The sequence below is a fragment of the Paenibacillus sp. FSL H7-0918 genome (assembly GCF_038007025.1).
GTDB classification, from domain to species: Bacteria; Bacillota; Bacilli; order Paenibacillales; family Paenibacillaceae; genus Paenibacillus_AQ; species Paenibacillus_AQ odorifer.
Genome location: NZ_JBBOWJ010000002.1, coordinates 842,344 through 860,726 on the forward strand (window position 1 = coordinate 842,344; position 18,383 = coordinate 860,726).

19 protein-coding genes are annotated in these 18,383 nt (G+C 46.3%); 11 read left to right on the plus strand and 8 right to left on the minus strand.

The annotated features are described in order from the left end of the window. Positions 1-34: 34 nt before the first annotated feature. The 5 genes from MHI15_RS17765 (at position 35) to MHI15_RS17785 (ending at position 4,151) form a co-directional block, all read left to right on the plus strand. Positions 35-991, plus strand: a complete 957-nt coding sequence (locus tag MHI15_RS17765; protein ID WP_076280460.1) for a helix-turn-helix transcriptional regulator — start codon at positions 35-37, stop codon at positions 989-991. Between the two features lie 105 nt (positions 992-1,096). Further along, entirely contained in the window at positions 1,097-1,555 is a 459-nt protein-coding gene (locus MHI15_RS17770; protein ID WP_076195143.1) for an SRPBCC domain-containing protein, read from the plus strand. 226 nt (positions 1,556-1,781) lie between these two features. After that, positions 1,782-2,036 (plus strand): FeoA family protein, encoded by a 255-nt coding sequence (locus MHI15_RS17775; RefSeq protein ID WP_036679839.1) that lies wholly within the window; start codon positions 1,782-1,784, stop codon positions 2,034-2,036. After that, positions 2,033-2,764, plus strand: coding sequence for a FeoB small GTPase domain-containing protein (locus MHI15_RS17780; protein WP_341164658.1), 732 nt, complete (start codon positions 2,033-2,035; stop codon positions 2,762-2,764). Before MHI15_RS17775 ends, MHI15_RS17780 begins: the two co-directional genes overlap by 4 nt. Next, complete coding sequence (locus MHI15_RS17785) at positions 2,742-4,151, plus strand: nucleoside recognition domain-containing protein (RefSeq protein WP_076220490.1); 1,410 nt, start codon at positions 2,742-2,744, stop codon at positions 4,149-4,151. Before MHI15_RS17780 ends, MHI15_RS17785 begins: the two co-directional genes overlap by 23 nt. 828 nt (positions 4,152-4,979) lie before the next feature. Here the strand turns inward: MHI15_RS17785 and MHI15_RS17790 are convergent. Next, entirely contained in the window at positions 4,980-5,720 is a 741-nt protein-coding gene (locus MHI15_RS17790; RefSeq protein WP_341164659.1) for a hypothetical protein, read from the minus strand. A 220-nt stretch (positions 5,721-5,940) separates the two neighbouring features. Beyond that, positions 5,941-7,350, minus strand: a complete 1,410-nt coding sequence (locus tag MHI15_RS17795) for an aminotransferase-like domain-containing protein (RefSeq protein WP_076130628.1) — start codon at positions 7,348-7,350, stop codon at positions 5,941-5,943. Positions 7,351-7,518: 168 nt separating this feature from the next. On the opposite strand from MHI15_RS17795, the gene MHI15_RS17800 reads away from it, so the two are divergent. The 4 genes from MHI15_RS17800 (at position 7,519) to glpX (ending at position 11,110) form a co-directional block, all read left to right on the plus strand. Beyond that, the gene (locus MHI15_RS17800) at positions 7,519-8,451 is read left to right on the plus strand and encodes a DMT family transporter (protein ID WP_076130627.1); all 933 of its coding nucleotides are present in this window, start codon (positions 7,519-7,521) and stop codon (positions 8,449-8,451) included. A 125-nt stretch (positions 8,452-8,576) separates the two neighbouring features. Then, entirely contained in the window at positions 8,577-9,251 is a 675-nt protein-coding gene (locus MHI15_RS17805; RefSeq protein ID WP_076282071.1) for a helix-turn-helix transcriptional regulator, read from the plus strand. A 12-nt stretch (positions 9,252-9,263) separates the two neighbouring features. After that, the gene (locus MHI15_RS17810) at positions 9,264-10,070 is read left to right on the plus strand and encodes a pyruvate, water dikinase regulatory protein (RefSeq protein ID WP_076130626.1); all 807 of its coding nucleotides are present in this window, start codon (positions 9,264-9,266) and stop codon (positions 10,068-10,070) included. Between the two features lie 44 nt (positions 10,071-10,114). Next, complete coding sequence (gene glpX, locus MHI15_RS17815) at positions 10,115-11,110, plus strand: class II fructose-bisphosphatase (protein WP_076187316.1); 996 nt, start codon at positions 10,115-10,117, stop codon at positions 11,108-11,110. Between the two features lie 89 nt (positions 11,111-11,199). On the opposite strand, the gene MHI15_RS17820 is transcribed toward glpX, so the two are convergent. Further along, positions 11,200-11,751, minus strand: a complete 552-nt coding sequence (locus MHI15_RS17820; RefSeq protein ID WP_341164660.1) for a general stress protein — start codon at positions 11,749-11,751, stop codon at positions 11,200-11,202. A 200-nt stretch (positions 11,752-11,951) separates the two neighbouring features. Here MHI15_RS17820 and MHI15_RS17825 point away from each other — a divergent pair, with 200 nt between their 5' ends. Both MHI15_RS17825 and MHI15_RS17830 read left to right on the plus strand, forming a co-directional pair. Then, positions 11,952-12,800 carry an AraC family transcriptional regulator gene (locus MHI15_RS17825; RefSeq protein ID WP_341088583.1) on the plus strand — a complete coding sequence of 283 codons (849 nt, stop codon included), beginning with the start codon at positions 11,952-11,954 and terminating at the stop codon, positions 12,798-12,800. Between the two features lie 94 nt (positions 12,801-12,894). Beyond that, the gene (locus MHI15_RS17830) at positions 12,895-13,884 is read left to right on the plus strand and encodes an aldo/keto reductase (RefSeq protein ID WP_282579691.1); all 990 of its coding nucleotides are present in this window, start codon (positions 12,895-12,897) and stop codon (positions 13,882-13,884) included. A 100-nt stretch (positions 13,885-13,984) separates the two neighbouring features. Here the strand turns inward: MHI15_RS17830 and MHI15_RS17835 are convergent, their stop codons facing one another. From MHI15_RS17835 to MHI15_RS17855, 5 genes are all read right to left on the minus strand, one after another. Next, complete coding sequence (locus MHI15_RS17835) at positions 13,985-14,716, minus strand: ZIP family metal transporter (RefSeq protein ID WP_036676473.1); 732 nt, start codon at positions 14,714-14,716, stop codon at positions 13,985-13,987. Positions 14,717-14,897: 181 nt separating this feature from the next. Continuing rightward, positions 14,898-15,701 (minus strand): phosphonate ABC transporter, permease protein PhnE, encoded by an 804-nt coding sequence (gene phnE / locus MHI15_RS17840; protein ID WP_036676480.1) that lies wholly within the window; start codon positions 15,699-15,701, stop codon positions 14,898-14,900. Continuing rightward, positions 15,698-16,489 carry a phosphonate ABC transporter, permease protein PhnE gene (phnE, locus tag MHI15_RS17845; protein WP_036676482.1) on the minus strand — a complete coding sequence of 264 codons (792 nt, stop codon included), beginning with the start codon at positions 16,487-16,489 and terminating at the stop codon, positions 15,698-15,700. Before phnE (MHI15_RS17845) ends, phnE (MHI15_RS17840) begins: the two co-directional genes overlap by 4 nt. 1 nt (position 16,490) lies before the next feature. Continuing rightward, positions 16,491-17,273, minus strand: coding sequence for a phosphonate ABC transporter ATP-binding protein (gene phnC / locus MHI15_RS17850; protein WP_038568965.1), 783 nt, complete (start codon positions 17,271-17,273; stop codon positions 16,491-16,493). Between the two features lie 129 nt (positions 17,274-17,402). After that, entirely contained in the window at positions 17,403-18,380 is a 978-nt protein-coding gene (locus MHI15_RS17855; protein WP_038568963.1) for a phosphate/phosphite/phosphonate ABC transporter substrate-binding protein, read from the minus strand. Between the last annotated feature and the right edge of the window lie 3 nt (positions 18,381-18,383).

Sequence of the window (18,383 nt, forward strand, 5' to 3'; positions counted from 1 at the left end):
TTACTAATTAATGAGGCAAGGAGGTTCCTGATTTATGTCCAAGGCTGATCACATGTTATCCATTCTCTGGATGCTCAAGCAACGGGGAAGAACCGCCGGGGAACTAGCAGAAGCGCTAGAGATCAGTGTCCGCTCTGTCTATCGTTACATCGACGCGTTATGCATCAGTGGCGTACCCATTATCGCGGATAGTGGACCTGGTGGTGGCTATAGCCTTCCGGAGCATTTTTCCGAGGTCCCGTTATTCTTTGACTCCGACGAACAACGTTCCCTCCTGCAAGCCGCCTCCTTTGCGCGGGGAACTGGATATCCTTATGTAGAAGCTCTAGATCAAGCAATCGCCAAACTGAAACGGTACAGCAATGCGCAGCAATTAGAACAGATGGAGCGTCATGAGAGCGGGATAGAAACCATCCACTCCCCTGCTGCGCCGCTTCCCCACCTACTGCAAGAGCTTGAATTAGCGACGGCGAACGGACATACCCTCCAGATGGAATATCGGAAGGGAAACGGGGAGACGATTTCTTCCCGCGCTATTGATCCTTATGGACTTGTCCTGTGGAAAGGGCAATGGTACACCGTTGCTTATTGCCATCAGAGGCAAGAAATTCGGTCTTTCCGAGTCGATAGAATAACTGAACTGCACCGCACAGAAGCTCTGTTTGCCCGTCCTGCTGACTTCTCTGCACGTGATTTTTTGTTAAAAAGCTTGCTGCCCACACCAAATACTCCAGAGAAACTCATAGCAGTAGTCATCGCCGCCGATGAAGGAATCCTGAACGATCTATGCAGTCATTGGCTGTTTGGACATGCGCTGGTGCAGCGCATTGACGGACAAGCCCGTTTTCAAGTCGATGAGACCTCCTTACTGACTTATGCGCCTTACTTCTTGTTGCCTTATGGATCAACACTACGAATCCTAGAGCCTTTAGCTCTGAAACAAAAGCTGTCCGCTATAGCTACCGATCTGGCAGCTTATTATAAAACTTAAAATGATTATTTTAGGATCACTGACCGTAGTTGTCAGTGATCCTTTTGTATAGTGTAAATAAGTCTAAGGGAATAAATGATTGTACAAACCAAGGAGGAATAAGGAATGAAAGAACTTCACTATGAATTTTATATTGGCGGAACACCTGAGCAGGTATGGGAGACTTTGATCTCTCCCGAAGGTACTAAACAGATTTACTACGGGAGCGTAATCCAATCCACTTTTAAAGAAGGTGAATTGCTGGAATATGTTGGTCCCGGTGCAGATGGCGATGAAACGATACATGTATATGGGACTCTGCTGGAGTTCACTCCACAAAAAGCGTTTCGTTTCACGCATAAGGTCGGCCCCTCCTATCATAAGGGTACAGAAAGATATGAATCGCGTATATCTTGGCTGCTTGAAGCGGTGGGTGGAACTACTAAGCTTACGCTTATCCACGATGAATGGCATCCTGATGATCCTTCATATGCTGGCAGTATCAACGCCTGGTGGCAGGTTCTGAGTAATATTAAAACCTTGGTCGAGACCGGACGTACACTTGATTTTGGCAGCTGGTCGTAATTTTAATGTTAATTAAGAATTAAGCTCAACCCTGCGGAAAAGAGCGTACAAGCCCTCTTTCGTCAGGGGCTTTTTTTGCTTAATTTTATTTTGCCTAAGGGAAACATTCTTGTTGCAGGGACAAAGTTGTTGCCATATACTAATGTTGTGCCAGACTACAAGAAATGTTCTAATACACAAAATAAAAACCGTAGGCGGTAAAAATATAAATGAAAGAAGGGATCTCATGACTGGAACAACTATTCCTTTATCAGAGGCTGCAAAGGGTAGCACGCTGCGCATCAGCGACATTGAAGTTCAAGGTGTGCTTAGAAGAAGATTACTGGACCTCGGGTTCGTAGTCGGGAATATCGTAGAGGTGTTGCGGCGTAGTCCATTAGGAGATCCTATAGCTTTTCGGGTAAGCAATACGACCATTGCACTGCGTAGAGAAGAAAGCTCTTTAATATTCGGAGAATTAATTGGAGGTGTAGAAGCATGAGTCAGTTCACCGTCGCTTTTGCAGGCAATCCTAACACCGGAAAAAGCACACTATTCAACCTGCTAACCGGCATGCGACAGCATACTGGAAACTGGGCAGGTAAAACCGTCATTACTGCCGAAGGCGAATTCAAACACAATAACCATTCATACCTCGCGGTAGATTTACCAGGAACGTACTCCCTATACTCAAATTCCGCGGATGAAGAAGCGGCTAGAGATTATATTATTTTTGAACAGCCAGACGTGACACTTGTAGTGCTTGACGCTACTTCGCTGGAACGTAATCTCAATCTTGCCTTGCAAGTACTGGAGATTACCGGACGGGCGGTTGTCTGCATCAACCTCATTGATGAAGCACGTAAGCTGGGCATCGACATCAACCTGAAGAGTATTTCCAAACGTCTCGGCGTACCCGTCGTTGCGATATCGGCGCGCAATAAAATAGGGATCGATGCCTTATTGGATCAAGTGGAGCGAATGGCTACAGGCTCATTCACAGCGCAGCCGCTGCGGATTAGTTACAACGAAGAGATCGAACGGGGAATTGCCGAGCTTACACCATTGGTAGAGCAAACCATCGGTACCAAATATCCCGCTCGCTGGATTGCACTGCGCTTATTGGACGGTGATGACAGCCTGCTTACTTCACTTAAAGAGCATATGAAAAGCAAGGATTTACCCGAAGCAAAGGAGGTCATCGGCCATGGAGTCACTGCCTATCACTAAGGGATCTGACGCTCTAGATTCCCTATTGTCCACCGCAAAAAAGCTCGCTGACGGCGGAGCCATTCGGGATGAGATTGTCAGTGGTATATATGGCGTATCCGCAGGCATCTGCGGAGATGCAGTTACTTATCGGGATAAGAAGAAACTGAACAGCACTTATAAGCTGGATAATATCGTGACCTCCAAAATTTGGGGTTTTCCCATCATGCTCGCCATTCTCGGTGTCGTATTCTGGATTACGATTGCCGGGGCTAACTACCCTTCTAGCTGGCTCGCTTCCTTCTTTGGCTTCATCGAAGGATATCTGACAGCGGGATTTGAGGCTCTCCATGCCCCAGCTTGGCTGCACGGCGTGCTTGTGCTTGGCTTGTATCGAGGCACCTCATGGGTAATCAGTGTCATGCTGCCACCGATGATGATCTTTTTCCCCGTATTCGCTCTGCTTGAGAATTTCGGGTATCTGCCACGCGTTGCGTTTAACATGGACCGACTGTTCAAAAAATCAGGTGGTCATGGCAAGCAAGCTTTAACCATGTCCATGGGCTTCGGCTGTAATGCGGCCGCTATCCTCTCCACACGAATCATCGAATCGCCGCGTGAACGAATGCTGGCTATACTGACCAACAATTTTGTCCCTTGCAACGGCCGCTGGCCCACGCTGATTTTATTGTCTTCCTTATTTATGGCAGGAGCCGCTACGACAGGGGCGCTTCGTACATTCACCACTGCCTCCGTCCTAATGGGAATGGTTCTAATCGGCATCATTGTTACCTTAACCGTTTCCTGGGTCATGTCCAAAACTGCGCTGCGTGGGGTTCCCACACATTACACATTGGAGCTTCCTCCCTACCGCCGTCCACAAATCTGGAAGACCATACTTATTTCCTCCAAAGATAAGTCCCTTAACGTACTTACTCGGGCTATCGTCGTTGCTGCCCCTGCCGGGATTATCACTTGGATTCTAGGCAATCTGTTTATTGGCGGCGATTCTGTACTGAATCATATGGCTGCATTCTTTGATCCGTTCGCACATTTGCTTGGCATGGATGGCTTTATCATCATGGCCTTTATTCTTGGACTTCCTGCGAATGAAATCGTATTGCCTATCCTGCTTATGGGCTATATGTCCTCAGGCGCTATGGTTGATATCGACAGCTTAGGCAGTATCAAAGATGTCTTTCTCTCACATGGCTGGACCTGGCTGACCGCACTCAACATGATGCTGTTCTCCCTGCTCCACTATCCTTGTGGTACGACACTCGTGAACATTTACAAGGAAACAAAAAGCATGAAGTGGGCCGTTCTCTCAGCAGTCATTCCGCTGGGTATCGCCATCGGAGTAACCTTTGCTGTCGCTCAGCTTGCCCGGTTATTTGGGTGGGTGTGACGAGGGTGAGGTAGGCTTGCGATCTAAACTCAAGTGACATCACAACTGACTTCAACTGATTTCAACTTACATCGCAAAAATTCATCATTAACTCACTAAATTCACCTTAATCACATCACCCAAATTAACCTTGCTACACGGAATTCACCTTACTTTACCTTACAATCTAAAGTGCAACTTGCTTCACAAAATTCTGCCCTCCTTGAACTGATGTTTAAGGAGATTCTCCCTCAAATTCGAACTTTATAGGCGCGCGTTAAACTTTTTGCGGAATTTCTCCCTGATAATCGATCTTTATAAGCACACGTTGAACTTTTTGCGGAATTTCTCCCTAATAATCGAACTTTATAAGCACATATTGAACTTTTTGCGGAATTTCTCCCTAATAATTAGCCGATTATAGGCAAAAAAGGCAATTTCCGCAGAATTTTAGGGAGCAATTCCCCAATTATCGCTAATAATGAGTAAAACACGATAAAATCAGGGAGGATTTCCCTAATTATTGATTCTAGATGGTTCCGAGCTACACTTGAGCACCAGCACCAGCACTAGACCTGCATCGCCCTTCCACACATACCAACTCTAGACCTACGCCGCCCTTCAGCACACACCAGCATTAGCATCAGTACCTTTTCGCCCACCAACATACTCCACCACTGGTCCACCAACACAGCCCAACACCAGTTACTCAAGGTCTTCTCAAACAAATAAGCGGTCGCTCGGATGTTTATCCCGAGCGACCGCTTATTTTATCACAACCCCTTATATATTCTTACGTCCTAACTTGATCCCACCATTACATTACATGACGTGACTCTACAGTTAGAGTCATTTTTTGCGCGTTCCATCATTTCTACGACGGTATAGAACAGCCCCAGCTATAGCCACTAGAACGATAATTATTCCACTAATCCCCACATTAACAAGTGGAAAGGAATCACTGTCCCCAGCCGGGTTCCCCGTTTGATCAGGCTCATTACTCCCAGCTCCTGACTCCGGTGAATTATTCGGAGTTACCTCCGGAGAAGCGGTAGGCGTTGTAGGCGAAATACCCGGTCCCAGCTCTTTTAGATCCACTGAGTCAGCGGTTAGCCGCTTAGTTCGACTGCATAAACTAGCCTCCAGATTACCAGAGTCTCCGCCGTCTCTAGCATAAGCATAGACAATGTAACTTTCCCCTTCCACAAATTCAAAGCCGCAGCTTGCAGAAGATAAAGCCGTAGTTAATGTAACTTGATTCCCCTTGACCCCTTTCCAGCTGGAATCCACCTCAAAGGTTACCTTTACTGGATCAGCAGAAGAAATTATGTTCCCCTGTGACGGCTCCTTCATATCCACTACTTTCCCGACAAAAACAGCTGTACTTTTCTCAAGAGCTTCCAGTGGCTCCGCAGGCATAACACAGGAACAGGCGTAAGTGACCGAGGGCCGTACCGTCAGCAAAGCCGTAAATATTAATAGGACACCTAGAAATATCATCATTGGACTTCGGAAATTGATCTTTCGGAAATTGATCTTTCGGAAATTGATCTTTCGGAAATTGATCTTTCGGAAATTGATCTTTCGCACTTTGATAACCCCCTTCTTTACCTTACAGACGGAGCAAATGTGGAAAGTGTTACAGGAATTCCCAAACAAGTGATACAAGTTTATCCGGTAGCAACTCCTCTAATCCTCTTCTTTAATTACCCTAATCTTCTTTAACTCCTCATATCCTCTTCTTTAATTCCTCTAATCTTCTTTAACTCCTCATATCCTCTTCTTTAATCCCCCATACCTGCTGTACCACTCACAGACTGTGCGCGATCCCAATCAAACGCTGTATTCCTTCGCGCAGCACCCCTTCGCTTGCAAAGGAATAACTTAGGCGAAGCCTTGACTTCATTTCCCCCAGTGGATCAAATAACTCCCCAGGAACAAAAGCGATCGACTGCGCCATACTTGAAGCAAACAGGCGATCCATCGTAAGATGCTCCGGTAGTTTCACCCATAGATTTAGTCCGCCTTGCGGAGTCGTCCATTCCCAGCCAGTCCCCGCCAGCTCCTCTTCTACAATTTCCTTATGCACTTGAAGTGCAATGCGCAGCTTACCGAGATGCTGTTGCAAGCGTGGGGAGGTGTAGTAATGTAGAAATATTTTTTGATTCAGCAGCGGAGTGCCATTGTCCGCGAGTGATTTGGCCGTGATCAGACGCTCCATAAATGGATATCGGCAGGCCACCGCACAGATTCGTAAGCCAGGGGCTACATATTTACTGAAGCTGCTGATATAGATCACCCACCCCTCCGTATCATAAGCAAAAAAGGGCGGCGGCGGCTCCTCATCAAAATACATATCGCGGAACGGGTCATCCTCCACCAGTAAACAGCGATAACGTTCGGCCAGTTCTACCAACAGCTTGCGCTGTTGCACAGGCACCGTGTATCCAGTTGGATTGTGATGCGTTGGATTAATGTAGAACATACGCGGTTTATGCTTTTTCATCAAAGCTTCTACTTCCTCCAGATCATATCCCTCCGGAGTGATCTCAACCGGAACCAACCGTGCCCCCTCCCGGCGAAAAATATCCATAGCAACACTATAAGTAGGCCGCTCCACAAGCACCGTATCCAGAGGACCAAGCACAATCCGGGCAATCAGATTGATCGCCTGCTGCGCACCCGAGGTAATAAGCAGCTCTTCCGAAGTTAACTGCAGCCGATGTTGCTTCCGAAAGTGGTGGCTTAACGTCTCACGCAGCTCGTTATCCCCCTGGACCGAGGCATACGTTCCCATTACCTTGGGATATAGATCGAACACTTTTTTGACATAGTCAGATAGAAAAAGATTCGGCAGCAGCCCCGGATCAATCAGCGCCTGCGAGAACTGATACTTAACTGGCACTCTCTGAATATCAGACAGCGGATTAGTGAGCGCATAAGCCGATACTGCGGCTCCTACTTCAATAGCAGGAAGCGAGATTATGGGTGCCACGTAATATCCTGATTTATCTTTTACATAAACCTTTCCATCCTCCGTCAACCGTCTGTACGCTTTGAATACGGTCAGTCGATGTACCTTAAGCTCCTCCGCCAGCAGCCGTATAGAAGGAAGCTTATCATGTGCGACCCACTCCCCTCGCTCCATGCGATTTAATAGAAATTCATAGACCTGCCGAAACAAAGGATGATTATGCTCCGCTCCCACAACCTTTTTCATCTGGCTACAACTCCTCTCCGAACAACCTTGTAATCATATTGTACACGATTTCCGAATTAATCTGTTCTACACAAGGCAATCTGTTCTGTCCTCTCCCCTATATGATTAACAAAATGCCAGCTTATAAATTCTTATATTTTATAAAGCACACAAAAGGGGACTTTCAAAATGATCTTATTTGCTTATGCACTTGTATGTCTGATCTTCGGCACGACCTTTCTAGCTATCAAAATCGGCGTAGATGCCGGTGCGCCTCCTTTCTTTTCAGCGGGCTTAAGATTTTTTGTCGCAGGCGCTGTTCTATTCCTATGGATGGTCTGGAAACGAAAAGCCAGCTTCTCCTTGCTGTTGCGCAAAGAAATGTTGTTCACCGGGTCTGCTCTAACCTTCGGCACCTTCGCGGGTCTCTACTGGGCTGAACAATATGTTTCTTCAGGGCTTGCAGCTGTACTCTCTGCCACTGGTCCGATCATGATCCTGCTGCTCCAAACCTCTATTCTTCGGCAAAAAGCACCCGCCATCTCCCTATATGGCTGCATCATCGGCTTCACTGGCGTACTGCTGCTGGTTCTCCCCAATCTCGCCGTTGATATTTCACCACTGTGGCTCATCGGTTGCGCCGTAGTCCTAATTGGAGAGTGTTGCTATGCTGTAGGTGCGATTTACTCCAAAAAAGTAATTAACAGTATGCCTGAGGTCTCACCGATTGCGCTGAATGCGGCTCAAATGATGTATGGCGGTGCGTTGTTATTCATTCTTTCTTTTGCCACGGAAAAAGTACATCCTGCATTTCTCTTCTCATTCGAGACAGCAGGTTCACTGCTCTATCTCACAGTTATCGGCTCCATGGTCGGCCATACCTTGTTCTACTGGCTCGTAGCTAAGACCAACCCAGTGTTTCCTTCTACCTGGCTTTATATTTCTCCACCGATTGCCGTGGGTGTAGGCTTTTTCTTTTACAAGGAGTCCGTATCTTGGATTACAATTCTTGGAGTGTTCACCATCATTGCCGGAACGATCCTAGTGAATGCTGATGCTTTAAAGCAATTACTGCAAAAAAAGAAGATCAACACTGTTGCGTTAAAAAAATCAAATATATGACGTACTATATATTGCATTTATGACCACTATTGCGTATTATATAAACAAGTTAAATTAAACACAGCTAAATATGACTCATATATGAAAGGAGGATTCGCTTAACGGCGCTTCTTTTCTAAAGAGGAATGCCTTTTTTATCGGAAGTGGAGGGAATTGTGATCGAACTGACATCACGTCAAATAGAGATTATCGATATCGTTAACAAAAGAGCTCCGATTACCGGCGAACAGATTGCCGAAAGTTTGAACCTTACCCGGCCTACAATTCGCTCGGATCTGTCTGTTTTGGTTATGCTCAAATATATCGACGCCAAGCCGAAGGTCGGGTACTTCCCAGGATTGAAATCATCCAGTCGTCAGGGAAGCGGTTATCTGCTGCAGGAAACGATGGTCAAAGAAATTCAAAGTGTACCTATAGTTATCCGTGAGACCACAACTATTCAAGATGCCGTAGTTACGCTTTTTCTACAGGATGTAGGCACTCTTATTATCTGTGACGAAGAGGGTAAACTCACGGGCGTTGCTTCACGTAAGGATTTCCTAAAGGTAACCTTGGGCAACCCCAGTGCAGTCTCCATGCCCGTAAGCATGGTTATGACGCGCCAGCCCAAAGTGGTCACAACTTCACCGGATGAGCCGGTGCTTGAAGCTGCACATAAGATGATTTTTCACGAGGTAGACAGTTTGCCGGTGGTTGTTCCCAGCGCCGCTGAAGACGGCGGTACAAAACTGGATGTGGTAGGACGTTTAACAAAAACCTCCATCATCAAACTTCTCCTCGAACTTGAAGCCAAAGGATAACAGGAGGAACCCATGAGCATCGAGCAATCTTCCAACTTAATAACGATATGCTCGGATTCTATAGGAGATACGGCAGAGGCTGTCGTGCAGGCCGTTATTCACCAATTTCAGAATCAGCAGGTCACCATTAAAAGATACGGCAATATTAGGCATGAAGACGAGCTACGCAAGCTTATGGAAGAAGCAGCTCAGCATAAAGGTTTTGTCGCCTATACATTAGTGCAGCCAGAATTAAGAGAAATGATCCGCGAGGAAGCGGTACGTCTTGATTTACGGATCGTTGATATCATGGGCCCTATGATGCAGGCCTTCATTGATACCTTCGACGATGCTCCTCAGCAGCGGCCAGGTCTTCTACACCAGCTCGACGAGAATTATTTCCGCCGCATAGAAGCTATAGAATTCACCGTCGCCTGTGATGACGGCCGTGATCTGGGCGCCATGCTCAAAGCCGATATCGTTCTGCTGGGCATGTCCCGTACTTCAAAAACACCGCTTAGCATCTTTTTGGCCCATAGAGGAAAAAAAGTCGTTAACTATCCGATTATCCCGGAGATTGGTCCTCCGCAAGAACTATTAAGCTTGCCGCCGAACCGGCTTATCGGATTAACCATGAAACCCGAGTACATGCTGAAGGTCCGCTCTGAGCGGCTTAAGGTTCTCGGATTACCGACAGGTTCCCAATATGCAAGTCTGGCGCGGATCACCGAAGAGATGGAATACGCCGCTTCATTGTTCAACAAGCTGGGCTGTCCTGTAATTGATATTACTGACAAGGCTATAGAAGAAACCGCTGGTATTATTATGGGTTATATCTAAATTTCAGTTTACAAAATATATAGAATGCACTGGAGGGAATTAGAATGGAGCGCGAACTGGCCCTTGAGATTGTACGGGTAACTGAACTAGGTGCTTTATCCTCGGCTCGTTGGATTGGGCGGGGCGATAAAAATGCGGCAGATGATGCAGCCACGACTGCGATCCGTTCCATGTTCGATTCTGTGTCCATCGACGGAACTGTTGTGATAGGTGAAGGAGAGATGGATGATGCTCCAATGCTCTATATTGGTGAGAAAGTCGGGAACCAAAAAGGTCCTGCTGTCGATGTAGCCGTCGATCCTCTCGAAGGAACTGAGGTTGTTGCCTGCGGCCTGCATAATGCGCAATCTGTTATTGCTATAGCAGATAAAGGCAGCCTGCTGCATGCCCCGGACATTTATATGGAAAAGTTAGCCTGCGGGCCTGAACTTGCCGGTAAGCTTAGACTCGAGGACCCTGTAGAGATCACTCTGCAAAAAGCCTGCCATTACACTGGCAAATCTCTCTCCGAGTTAACCGTAATGGTGCTGGATCGCAAACGGCATGAGCAGCTGATTAATAGCCTGCGTGAAGCCGGGGTACGAATTAAGCTGCTTGGTCACGGAGATGTCGCTGGCGCTATTGCGGCTGCACTGCCAGACAGCGATGTCGATTTATATATGGGTTCCGGTGGAGCACCCGAAGGTGTTCTTGCTGCCGCTGCACTGAAATGCCTTGGTGGTGAAATGCAGGGCAGATTGCTCCCGGATGGACCAGTAGAGCTACAGCGCTGTGTACGCATGGGAATTGCCAATCCAACGCGAGTGCTATACATGGAAGACATGGTTGGCACGGGCGACGTGCTCTTTGCCGCCACGGGTGTAACGTCAGGTGAGTTCCTGAACGGCGTCCGTTTCATCGGTAAAGAACGCGCGGAGACACATTCGGTAATTATGCGGGCACAGAGCGGGACGATCCGCTATATCCGCAGCATTCATTTCCTGCCAGGAAAAGAAATACCGACTGCGCTAACCGTTAGGCAAAATGCTGTCTCTCTATAAAACCACAAAAAACAGGCTATCTCACTAGCAGTATCCTTTGCTAGTGAGATAGCCTGTTTTGTTTTTTTACACTGAATGCTAATTGCTTCTTATTTATTTCCAATACGTTCACTCGCTAATGGATCTATATTAGCAACTTTCTCAAAGCGTTCTGCGTTCAGGCTGTTATACTTTGCCAAGATTTGTTTCACTTCTTGCTCCTTCTGCTCGCCTTCCACATCCGCCATTACTAGAATATGACCTTCATCCACGTAATTATCGTAGCTCTCTGCTTCCTCTTCAGGGATGCCAAGGCCAATAAGTCCGCCGACTAACCCGCCACTGCCTGCGCCTATCGCCGCTCCGGCTAGTGTTGCCGCAAGAGGTCCGGCTGCAATAATAGGTCCAATACCAGGAATAGCCAAAGCACCAATTCCCATCAGCAGCCCCGTTACTCCACCCAGCAGGCCACCAGTAGCTGCACCTGTAGCCATACCCTCCGGGGCCACGGTTCCTGACTCGTCTCTAAGAGTTTCCTCATCCGCTTTATTTCTCGCGATAATCGAAATATCCTCTGTCCTACAGCCCTGACGCTTCAACTCCTCAATAGCTCGCGAAGCTTCGTATTCGGCAGCAAAGACACCCACTATTCTCTTATTCATCTCCATTACCTCCTATTGATGTAGTTAGCTCATACGTTCAGCTTCATAGCTTACTTAACCAAACTGGACAGGGATAAACTACGATCTTTGAATTGTCTGCAATTCCGAGTTAATATTCCTTCTAAAATATGCTGTATAATAAAAGTAAGCGGGTACAACTACCTTGATTAAATCTATAGAAGAAAGAGAAGGAATCATCCATGGCGATATTTAACTATAATTCTGAGCGTCCCTTCCGAGGCAATCCCGACCTGCATCTCCATTACTGGGGGCGGGAGCAGTGTCTTCCCGGACATTTTTTTGGACCTGGGGTCCGTGACGTATATAAAATACATTTTATCCATGCAGGAACAGGTGAAGTTACTGTGGGTGAACAGACCCATTATCTTAGGCCAGGACAAGCTTTTCTCACCTATCCGCATATCGTAACTGCCTACACAGCAGACATAGCAAATCCATGGGCCTATTCTTGGGTAGCTTTTACCGGGGAGCAGGTTGATTATATTTTGGCCAAAACCGCCTTGTCACCTGAGCACCCGATCTTTCCAATGGATGAACAGCTTATGCCGAATTTATACGAGCTCCTGACACAAGCAGCTGAAGCTTCGGACAGTCTGGATCTACCTCTAAAAGCAATTATGTATGAGTTCTTTTCTCTGTTACTTCGAGCGGTGCCAGCAGTTCCAGATGTACTTCCTTTACCACGTCAAAAGAGTATTTACGTCGAGCAATGCCTGCACTTTTTGCATACACATTATTGTGAAAATATTTCGGTTGAGATGATGTCCTCTTCGCTCAAGCTGGATCGCAAATATTTATCCTCCTTGTTCAAACGGACAATAGGTATGCCACCACAGCAGTATTTATTAAATTTCCGCATCGCTAAGGCGTGCGAGCTGCTGACAGAGACCCTATGCACGATTGGTGAAATCTCACGTTCTGTGGGCTATCAGGACCCCTTACTCTTTTCGCGGATGTTCAAGAAGGTGAAAGGTTGTTCGCCAAAAGAATACCGTAGCCGTCATCTCGAAAATGACATTGTACTATAAACTTCTTCCTTGCTGACATACGTTTGTCCGCGATCTTTCGCTACAATAAGGACGTAACGTACTAAGTAATAAGTGTTTAGAGGAGGAATAAATCATGTATAACGCAAGCGCTACCAGATATGACAATATGAAATATAATCGCACCGGAAAGAGCGGTCTACTCCTGCCAGCGATCTCGCTTGGTCTATGGCATAACTTTGGCGGCAACGACTTATTTGAGAATGGCCGCGCCATGGTAAGAAGAGCTTTTGATCTTGGAATCACTCATTTTGACCTTGCCAATAATTACGGTCCACCTGCAGGCTCCGCCGAAGAAAGTTTTGGCCAAATTCTTAAAAAGGATCTGACCCCTTATCGTGATGAGATGGTTATCTCTACTAAAGCTGGTTATTATATGTGGGCTGGTCCTTATGGTGAATGGGGCTCCAAAAAATATCTCGTCTCCAGCCTAGATCAAAGCTTAAAACGTATGGGACTGGATTATGTTGATATTTTTTATCACCACCGCCCAGATCCAAATACACCACTGGAAGAAACCATGGCTGCGCTGGACCTCGTGGTACGCCAAGGTAAAGCGTTGTATGTCGGGATTTCGAATTACGGACCTGAACAAACACGCGAAGCGGCACAAATTCTGCGTCGACTTGGCACGCCATGCCTGATTCATCAGCCAAACTATTCCATGATGTCCCGCTGGATTGAAGATGGCTTGCAGGATGTATTGTCTGAAGAAGGCATCGGCTCCATTGTGTTCTCCCCGCTACAAGGTGGCATACTGACCGATCGCTATCTAAACGGAATCGCTCCTGATTCCCGTGCCGCTGGTCCAAGTGTATTCCTGTCTGAGAATGCCATTACCGAAGAGGCGATCGGCAAGGTTCGCAAACTGAACGAGATTGCTGCTGCACGTGGACAAAAAATGTCTCAGCTAGCGTTATCTTGGGTACTCCGTGGAGACAAAGTAACTTCTGCATTGATCGGCGCAAGTAAGGTAAGCCAGATTGAAGATGCCGTCGCTTCCTTAAATGCCCCAGAGCTTAGCGCTGAAGAACTAGAGCAAATTGAGGCAATTCTGCGGGGATAAAGCTTAGTTATAACAAGACAAAGACCAATGAGGTCAGGCAGCTTAAAGCTGCTCTGGCATTTCATTGGTCTTCTTTTTTATAGATTAGAGTTCTATTTGCTCACCCAAATATCTGCGTGATGTACACCATGATCAATAATCCAAAAATAAACGAATACGTCGAAGGCCGCTCATAACCATGGCCATGACTCTCCGGAATCAGCTCCTTGTAAACGATAAAGAGCATAGCCCCGGCTGCAAAAGCTAGACCATAACCCACAACATTATGCAGGTAACTAGCAGTAAAATACCCGATCACCGCAGATACCATCTCCATCAAGCCGGTAAGTGTAACGATTCCTAAGGCTTTTAGCTTGCTAGTTCGCGAATTCATCAGAAAGACCGCAAGAATCAAACCTTCCGGCATATTCTGTGCGCCAATGGCAATCGCCACGGTAGGACCTAAACTGGCCTGTTCGCTGGCATAACTGAAACCTGTACTGAGGCCTTCTGGTATGTTGTGGATGAACAGCGCAATCATAACAAGCAGCGCTTTTGAATCCATATTGGTATAACCGGGCTTATTCTCCACATCGATATGTGGGATGTTATTTTCAATTAAATCAAGCAGCAGCACTCCGGTAATCAAGCCCAAGGTTAAAGCGATAATCCCCGATTCTTTGATCGATTGCGGCATGAGTCCAAACGTGGAGGCGGACACCATAATCCCCGCAGTGAAGGCTACGAGGATATCTTTCCACTTCTCGGATAACCTCTTCACGAACAGGATCGGAAATGCTCCAAGAACGGTAGCCATTGCCGATACAAAGCTGCCAATAAGCGCAGATTCCAAACCTTCAACTCCTTTGGTACAAGTCGGATAGACCAACATATGTTTCAGAAAAAATAATTATTACTTTCTCATACATTTTCGAATGGTCCAATATAGTATGGATCATATCATAAAAGACCTCCCCTAGGTTCGGTTCATACCCTAAGGAGGTCTTTGTCTTACATATCATTATGCAACTCGGTTACACCAGCTTCTTCCGGATCTTGCCGGAAATCAAATCAATAATTGTGATCATCGCAATGATACCTAGCAGTATAATCCCCACGCGGTCCCAATTCCGTGAACTGAGCGCGAAGATTAACGGTGTGCCGATCCCCCCTGCTCCAATCACACCTAGAATCGTAGCCGAACGAACGTTAATTTCGAATCTATATAAGGTATAGGATAAGAATCCCGGCAGCACCTGCGGCAACACCGCAAACCACAATACCTGCATGCGGCTGGCACCAGAAGAAATTAAAGCTTCGAGTGGACCGTTGTCGATATTCTCAATCTCATCCGCGAACAATTTGCCGAGCATGCCCACCGAATGTAGTCCCAGAGCCAGCACACCTGCAAAAGAACCCGGTCCAACAGCCTTGATAAATAACAAAGCCATAATAATCTCAGGGAAGGTTCGTATAAAGCTCAACATCAGCTTGCCGGAACCTGAAATTACCTTTCCCTTGCTCATGTTAACTGCAGCCCAAAATGCAAAAGGAATACATAAAAAGGTCGAGATAAAAGTGCCTAGGATTGAAATAGCTAACGTCTCGAGCAATCCCCGCAGGAGATCCTCCCCATCTGGTAAATAAACGAAGGCCCAGTCAGGTGAGAATATCCCGGCAAAAATTGCTTTAGTAATGATCCCGGCGGTTTCTTTGAATCCATTAAACGGCACTCCCGAAAAAGCCCAAATATATAACGCGGCTAGGGCTACATAAATCAGCCAACGAAAACGATTTTTACGGGGTTTAGGGACAAGGGTATTCCATGATTTACTCATATTAATTTCTCCCGCAGCTTAGTGCTTACATAATCAATAATCAGTACTACTGCTAATGTGAACAAGATGATGGTGCAAGTCTTATCGTATTCCAAAAAGCCTAGGGTAACTTCATAATAGTGGCCGATCCCACCCGCTCCTACCAGACCTAAAACCGCCGCAGCACGAACATTAATCTCGAAGGCATATAGGACATAAGACATAAAATGAGCCTGTACCTGTGGAATGACTCCGAACATAATGCGTTGAATCTTATTAGCCCCCACTGAAGTCATTGCTTCCAAAGGTCCTTGATCAATCGTCTCCATCGTTTCATAGGTAAGCTTAGCGATCAGCCCCAACGAAAATATCGTCAATGCAAATATCCCAGGAAGCGCACCGAGGCCGAAAATAGCCACAAAGATAGAAGCCAACAGCAGATCGGGAATCGTACGGATCAGGTTCAGCAGCATACGGACCGGATAATGAAGCCAACGGCTTTGCGTAATATTGCTTGCACACAACAGCGCAACCGGAACCGCAAGAATGGCACCAAACGTTGTGCCAACCAGCGCCATCCGGATCGTCTCCAGCATCGCATCTATAATGTTGTCAAAATACCCCCAGTTCGGGGGAAACATTTCCTTAAGCAAATCAAGCATATTCGGCAGACCGGAGATCAGCTCCCCGAAGGATGAATCGGTTAAGACAGCACTTCTCCACAGTAATACTACTAATATAATGGCTGTGAAATAATGTTTTATCTTCCTTGGCGGTTTGGGATGTAGCTTCTCTGCATTCACACTCATCTCACACGCCTCCGAGTACAGGCTCACCTAACAACTCATCCTGATGAATCGGTCTGCCGTAAATCTCAGCAAACCTCTCATCGGTTGCCTCTGATACAGGACCATCGAAGACAACCTCTCCTGCCCGGAGCCCGATAATCCGGGTAGCGTATTCTCTAGCCAGATCAATAAAATGCAAATTCACAATGGTTGTAATCCCGAGTTCCATATTAATCTTCTTTAGATCATCCATAACCTGCTTGGTTGTGAGCGGATCTAGTGAAGCTACAGGTTCATCTGCGAGGATAATCTGTGCCTCCTGCGCAAGAACACGGGCAATAGCTACACGTTGCTGCTGACCTCCAGATAGCTGATCTGCACGTGTATAGGCCTTCTCGGCGATATTTACCCGATCAAGGGATTCGAAGGCTAAATCGATATCCTTTTGTGGGAATCTGCCAAGTATCGTCCGCAGTGTGGAATGATAGCCCACCCGTCCTGCCAAAACATTACGAAGCACCGTCGTACGTTTCACTAAGTTGAAGCTTTGAAAGATCATTCCGATATTCCTACGGATCATTCGTAGCCGGCTTCCTTTTGCATTCGTGATGGACTGCCCGTTAATAAGAATATTACCTTCGGAAATATCATGAAGCCGGTTAATGGAACGCAGCAAGGTCGACTTCCCTGCTCCCGAAAGACCAACAATAGCTACAAATTCTCCGGCTGGAATGGTCAGGTTAATGTTGTTTAATCCTTTGGTTCCGTTTAGATACGTTTTGGATACATTACGAAGCTCTATCATGAAATCATCCCTTTATGTGTTTTCGTATATTCGTATAAAAGAGATAGCCAGATCCGGGGGGGAATCCGGAGCTGGCTATCCTTAATGCCTGTTATACACCAACATCGTTGTATCCTTGAACGGCCTGTTCTACTCTGTTTTTACTTTACTGTTGTATTCGCGAACAATGTCAAAGTTGCTGTCTTGTGATTTCACATAACCTTCATGAGAGTAAATGTCTTTGATAATCTCATGGCCTTCTGTGTCAGCTGCGATATCAATGAATGCCTGCTGGATTTTTTCTATCCATTCTTTATTCATATCTGAACGGACCGAAATCGTATCGTTAGGAATTTTATCAGTAAAGGCGAGAACTTGAGTATCTTCAAATACTTTTGGATAATCCTTAACGACCGTGTTCCGGGCATCTTGGAAAATAGCTGCTGCATCTACGTCACCATTCAGCACAGCAAGCACGCCTTGATCATGACCTTTAACCGTAATGGCTTGTACATCCTTCAACGGATCAAGTCCTGCATCCATTAGTGTTGCAGCCGGCCATACAAAACCTGCTGAGGATGTAACGTTTTGATAGGCAATTTTTTTACCTTTCAAATCGGCAACCGATTTGATCGCAGAATCCTTCTTGACGATAATCATAGATTTATAGAAATCCGCTAATTCATCTGTTGGACCACCGGTTTCATCATTTACACCAAAACGTTGAGCCTGAAGAATAACCTCAGCTGCTCCTTTTTCTTTAGCTAACACGTAAGCAGTTGGAGGAAGGAAACCTACATCCACTTTTTTAGAGGCCATAGCTTCGATAACGGTGTTGTAATCAGTAGAGACACTTACTTCTACAGGAATACCGAGCTTGTCACCCAGTAATTTTTCAAGAGGTTTCGCTTTAGCTTCGAGCGTATCTGCATTTTGAGAAGGAACAAATTGTACAGTAAGCTTCTCTGGAACATAACCCTCTGCTACAGGAGCTGCCGTTTCCTTCGGTGCATTTGCCCCGTCCGTCGATCCTTGGTTTGCATTATTTGTAGTGTTGTTAGCGCCACAACCACTAAGCAATGTAATAGACATCATTAGCGGCAATACGAATTTACTGATTTTTCTCAAACG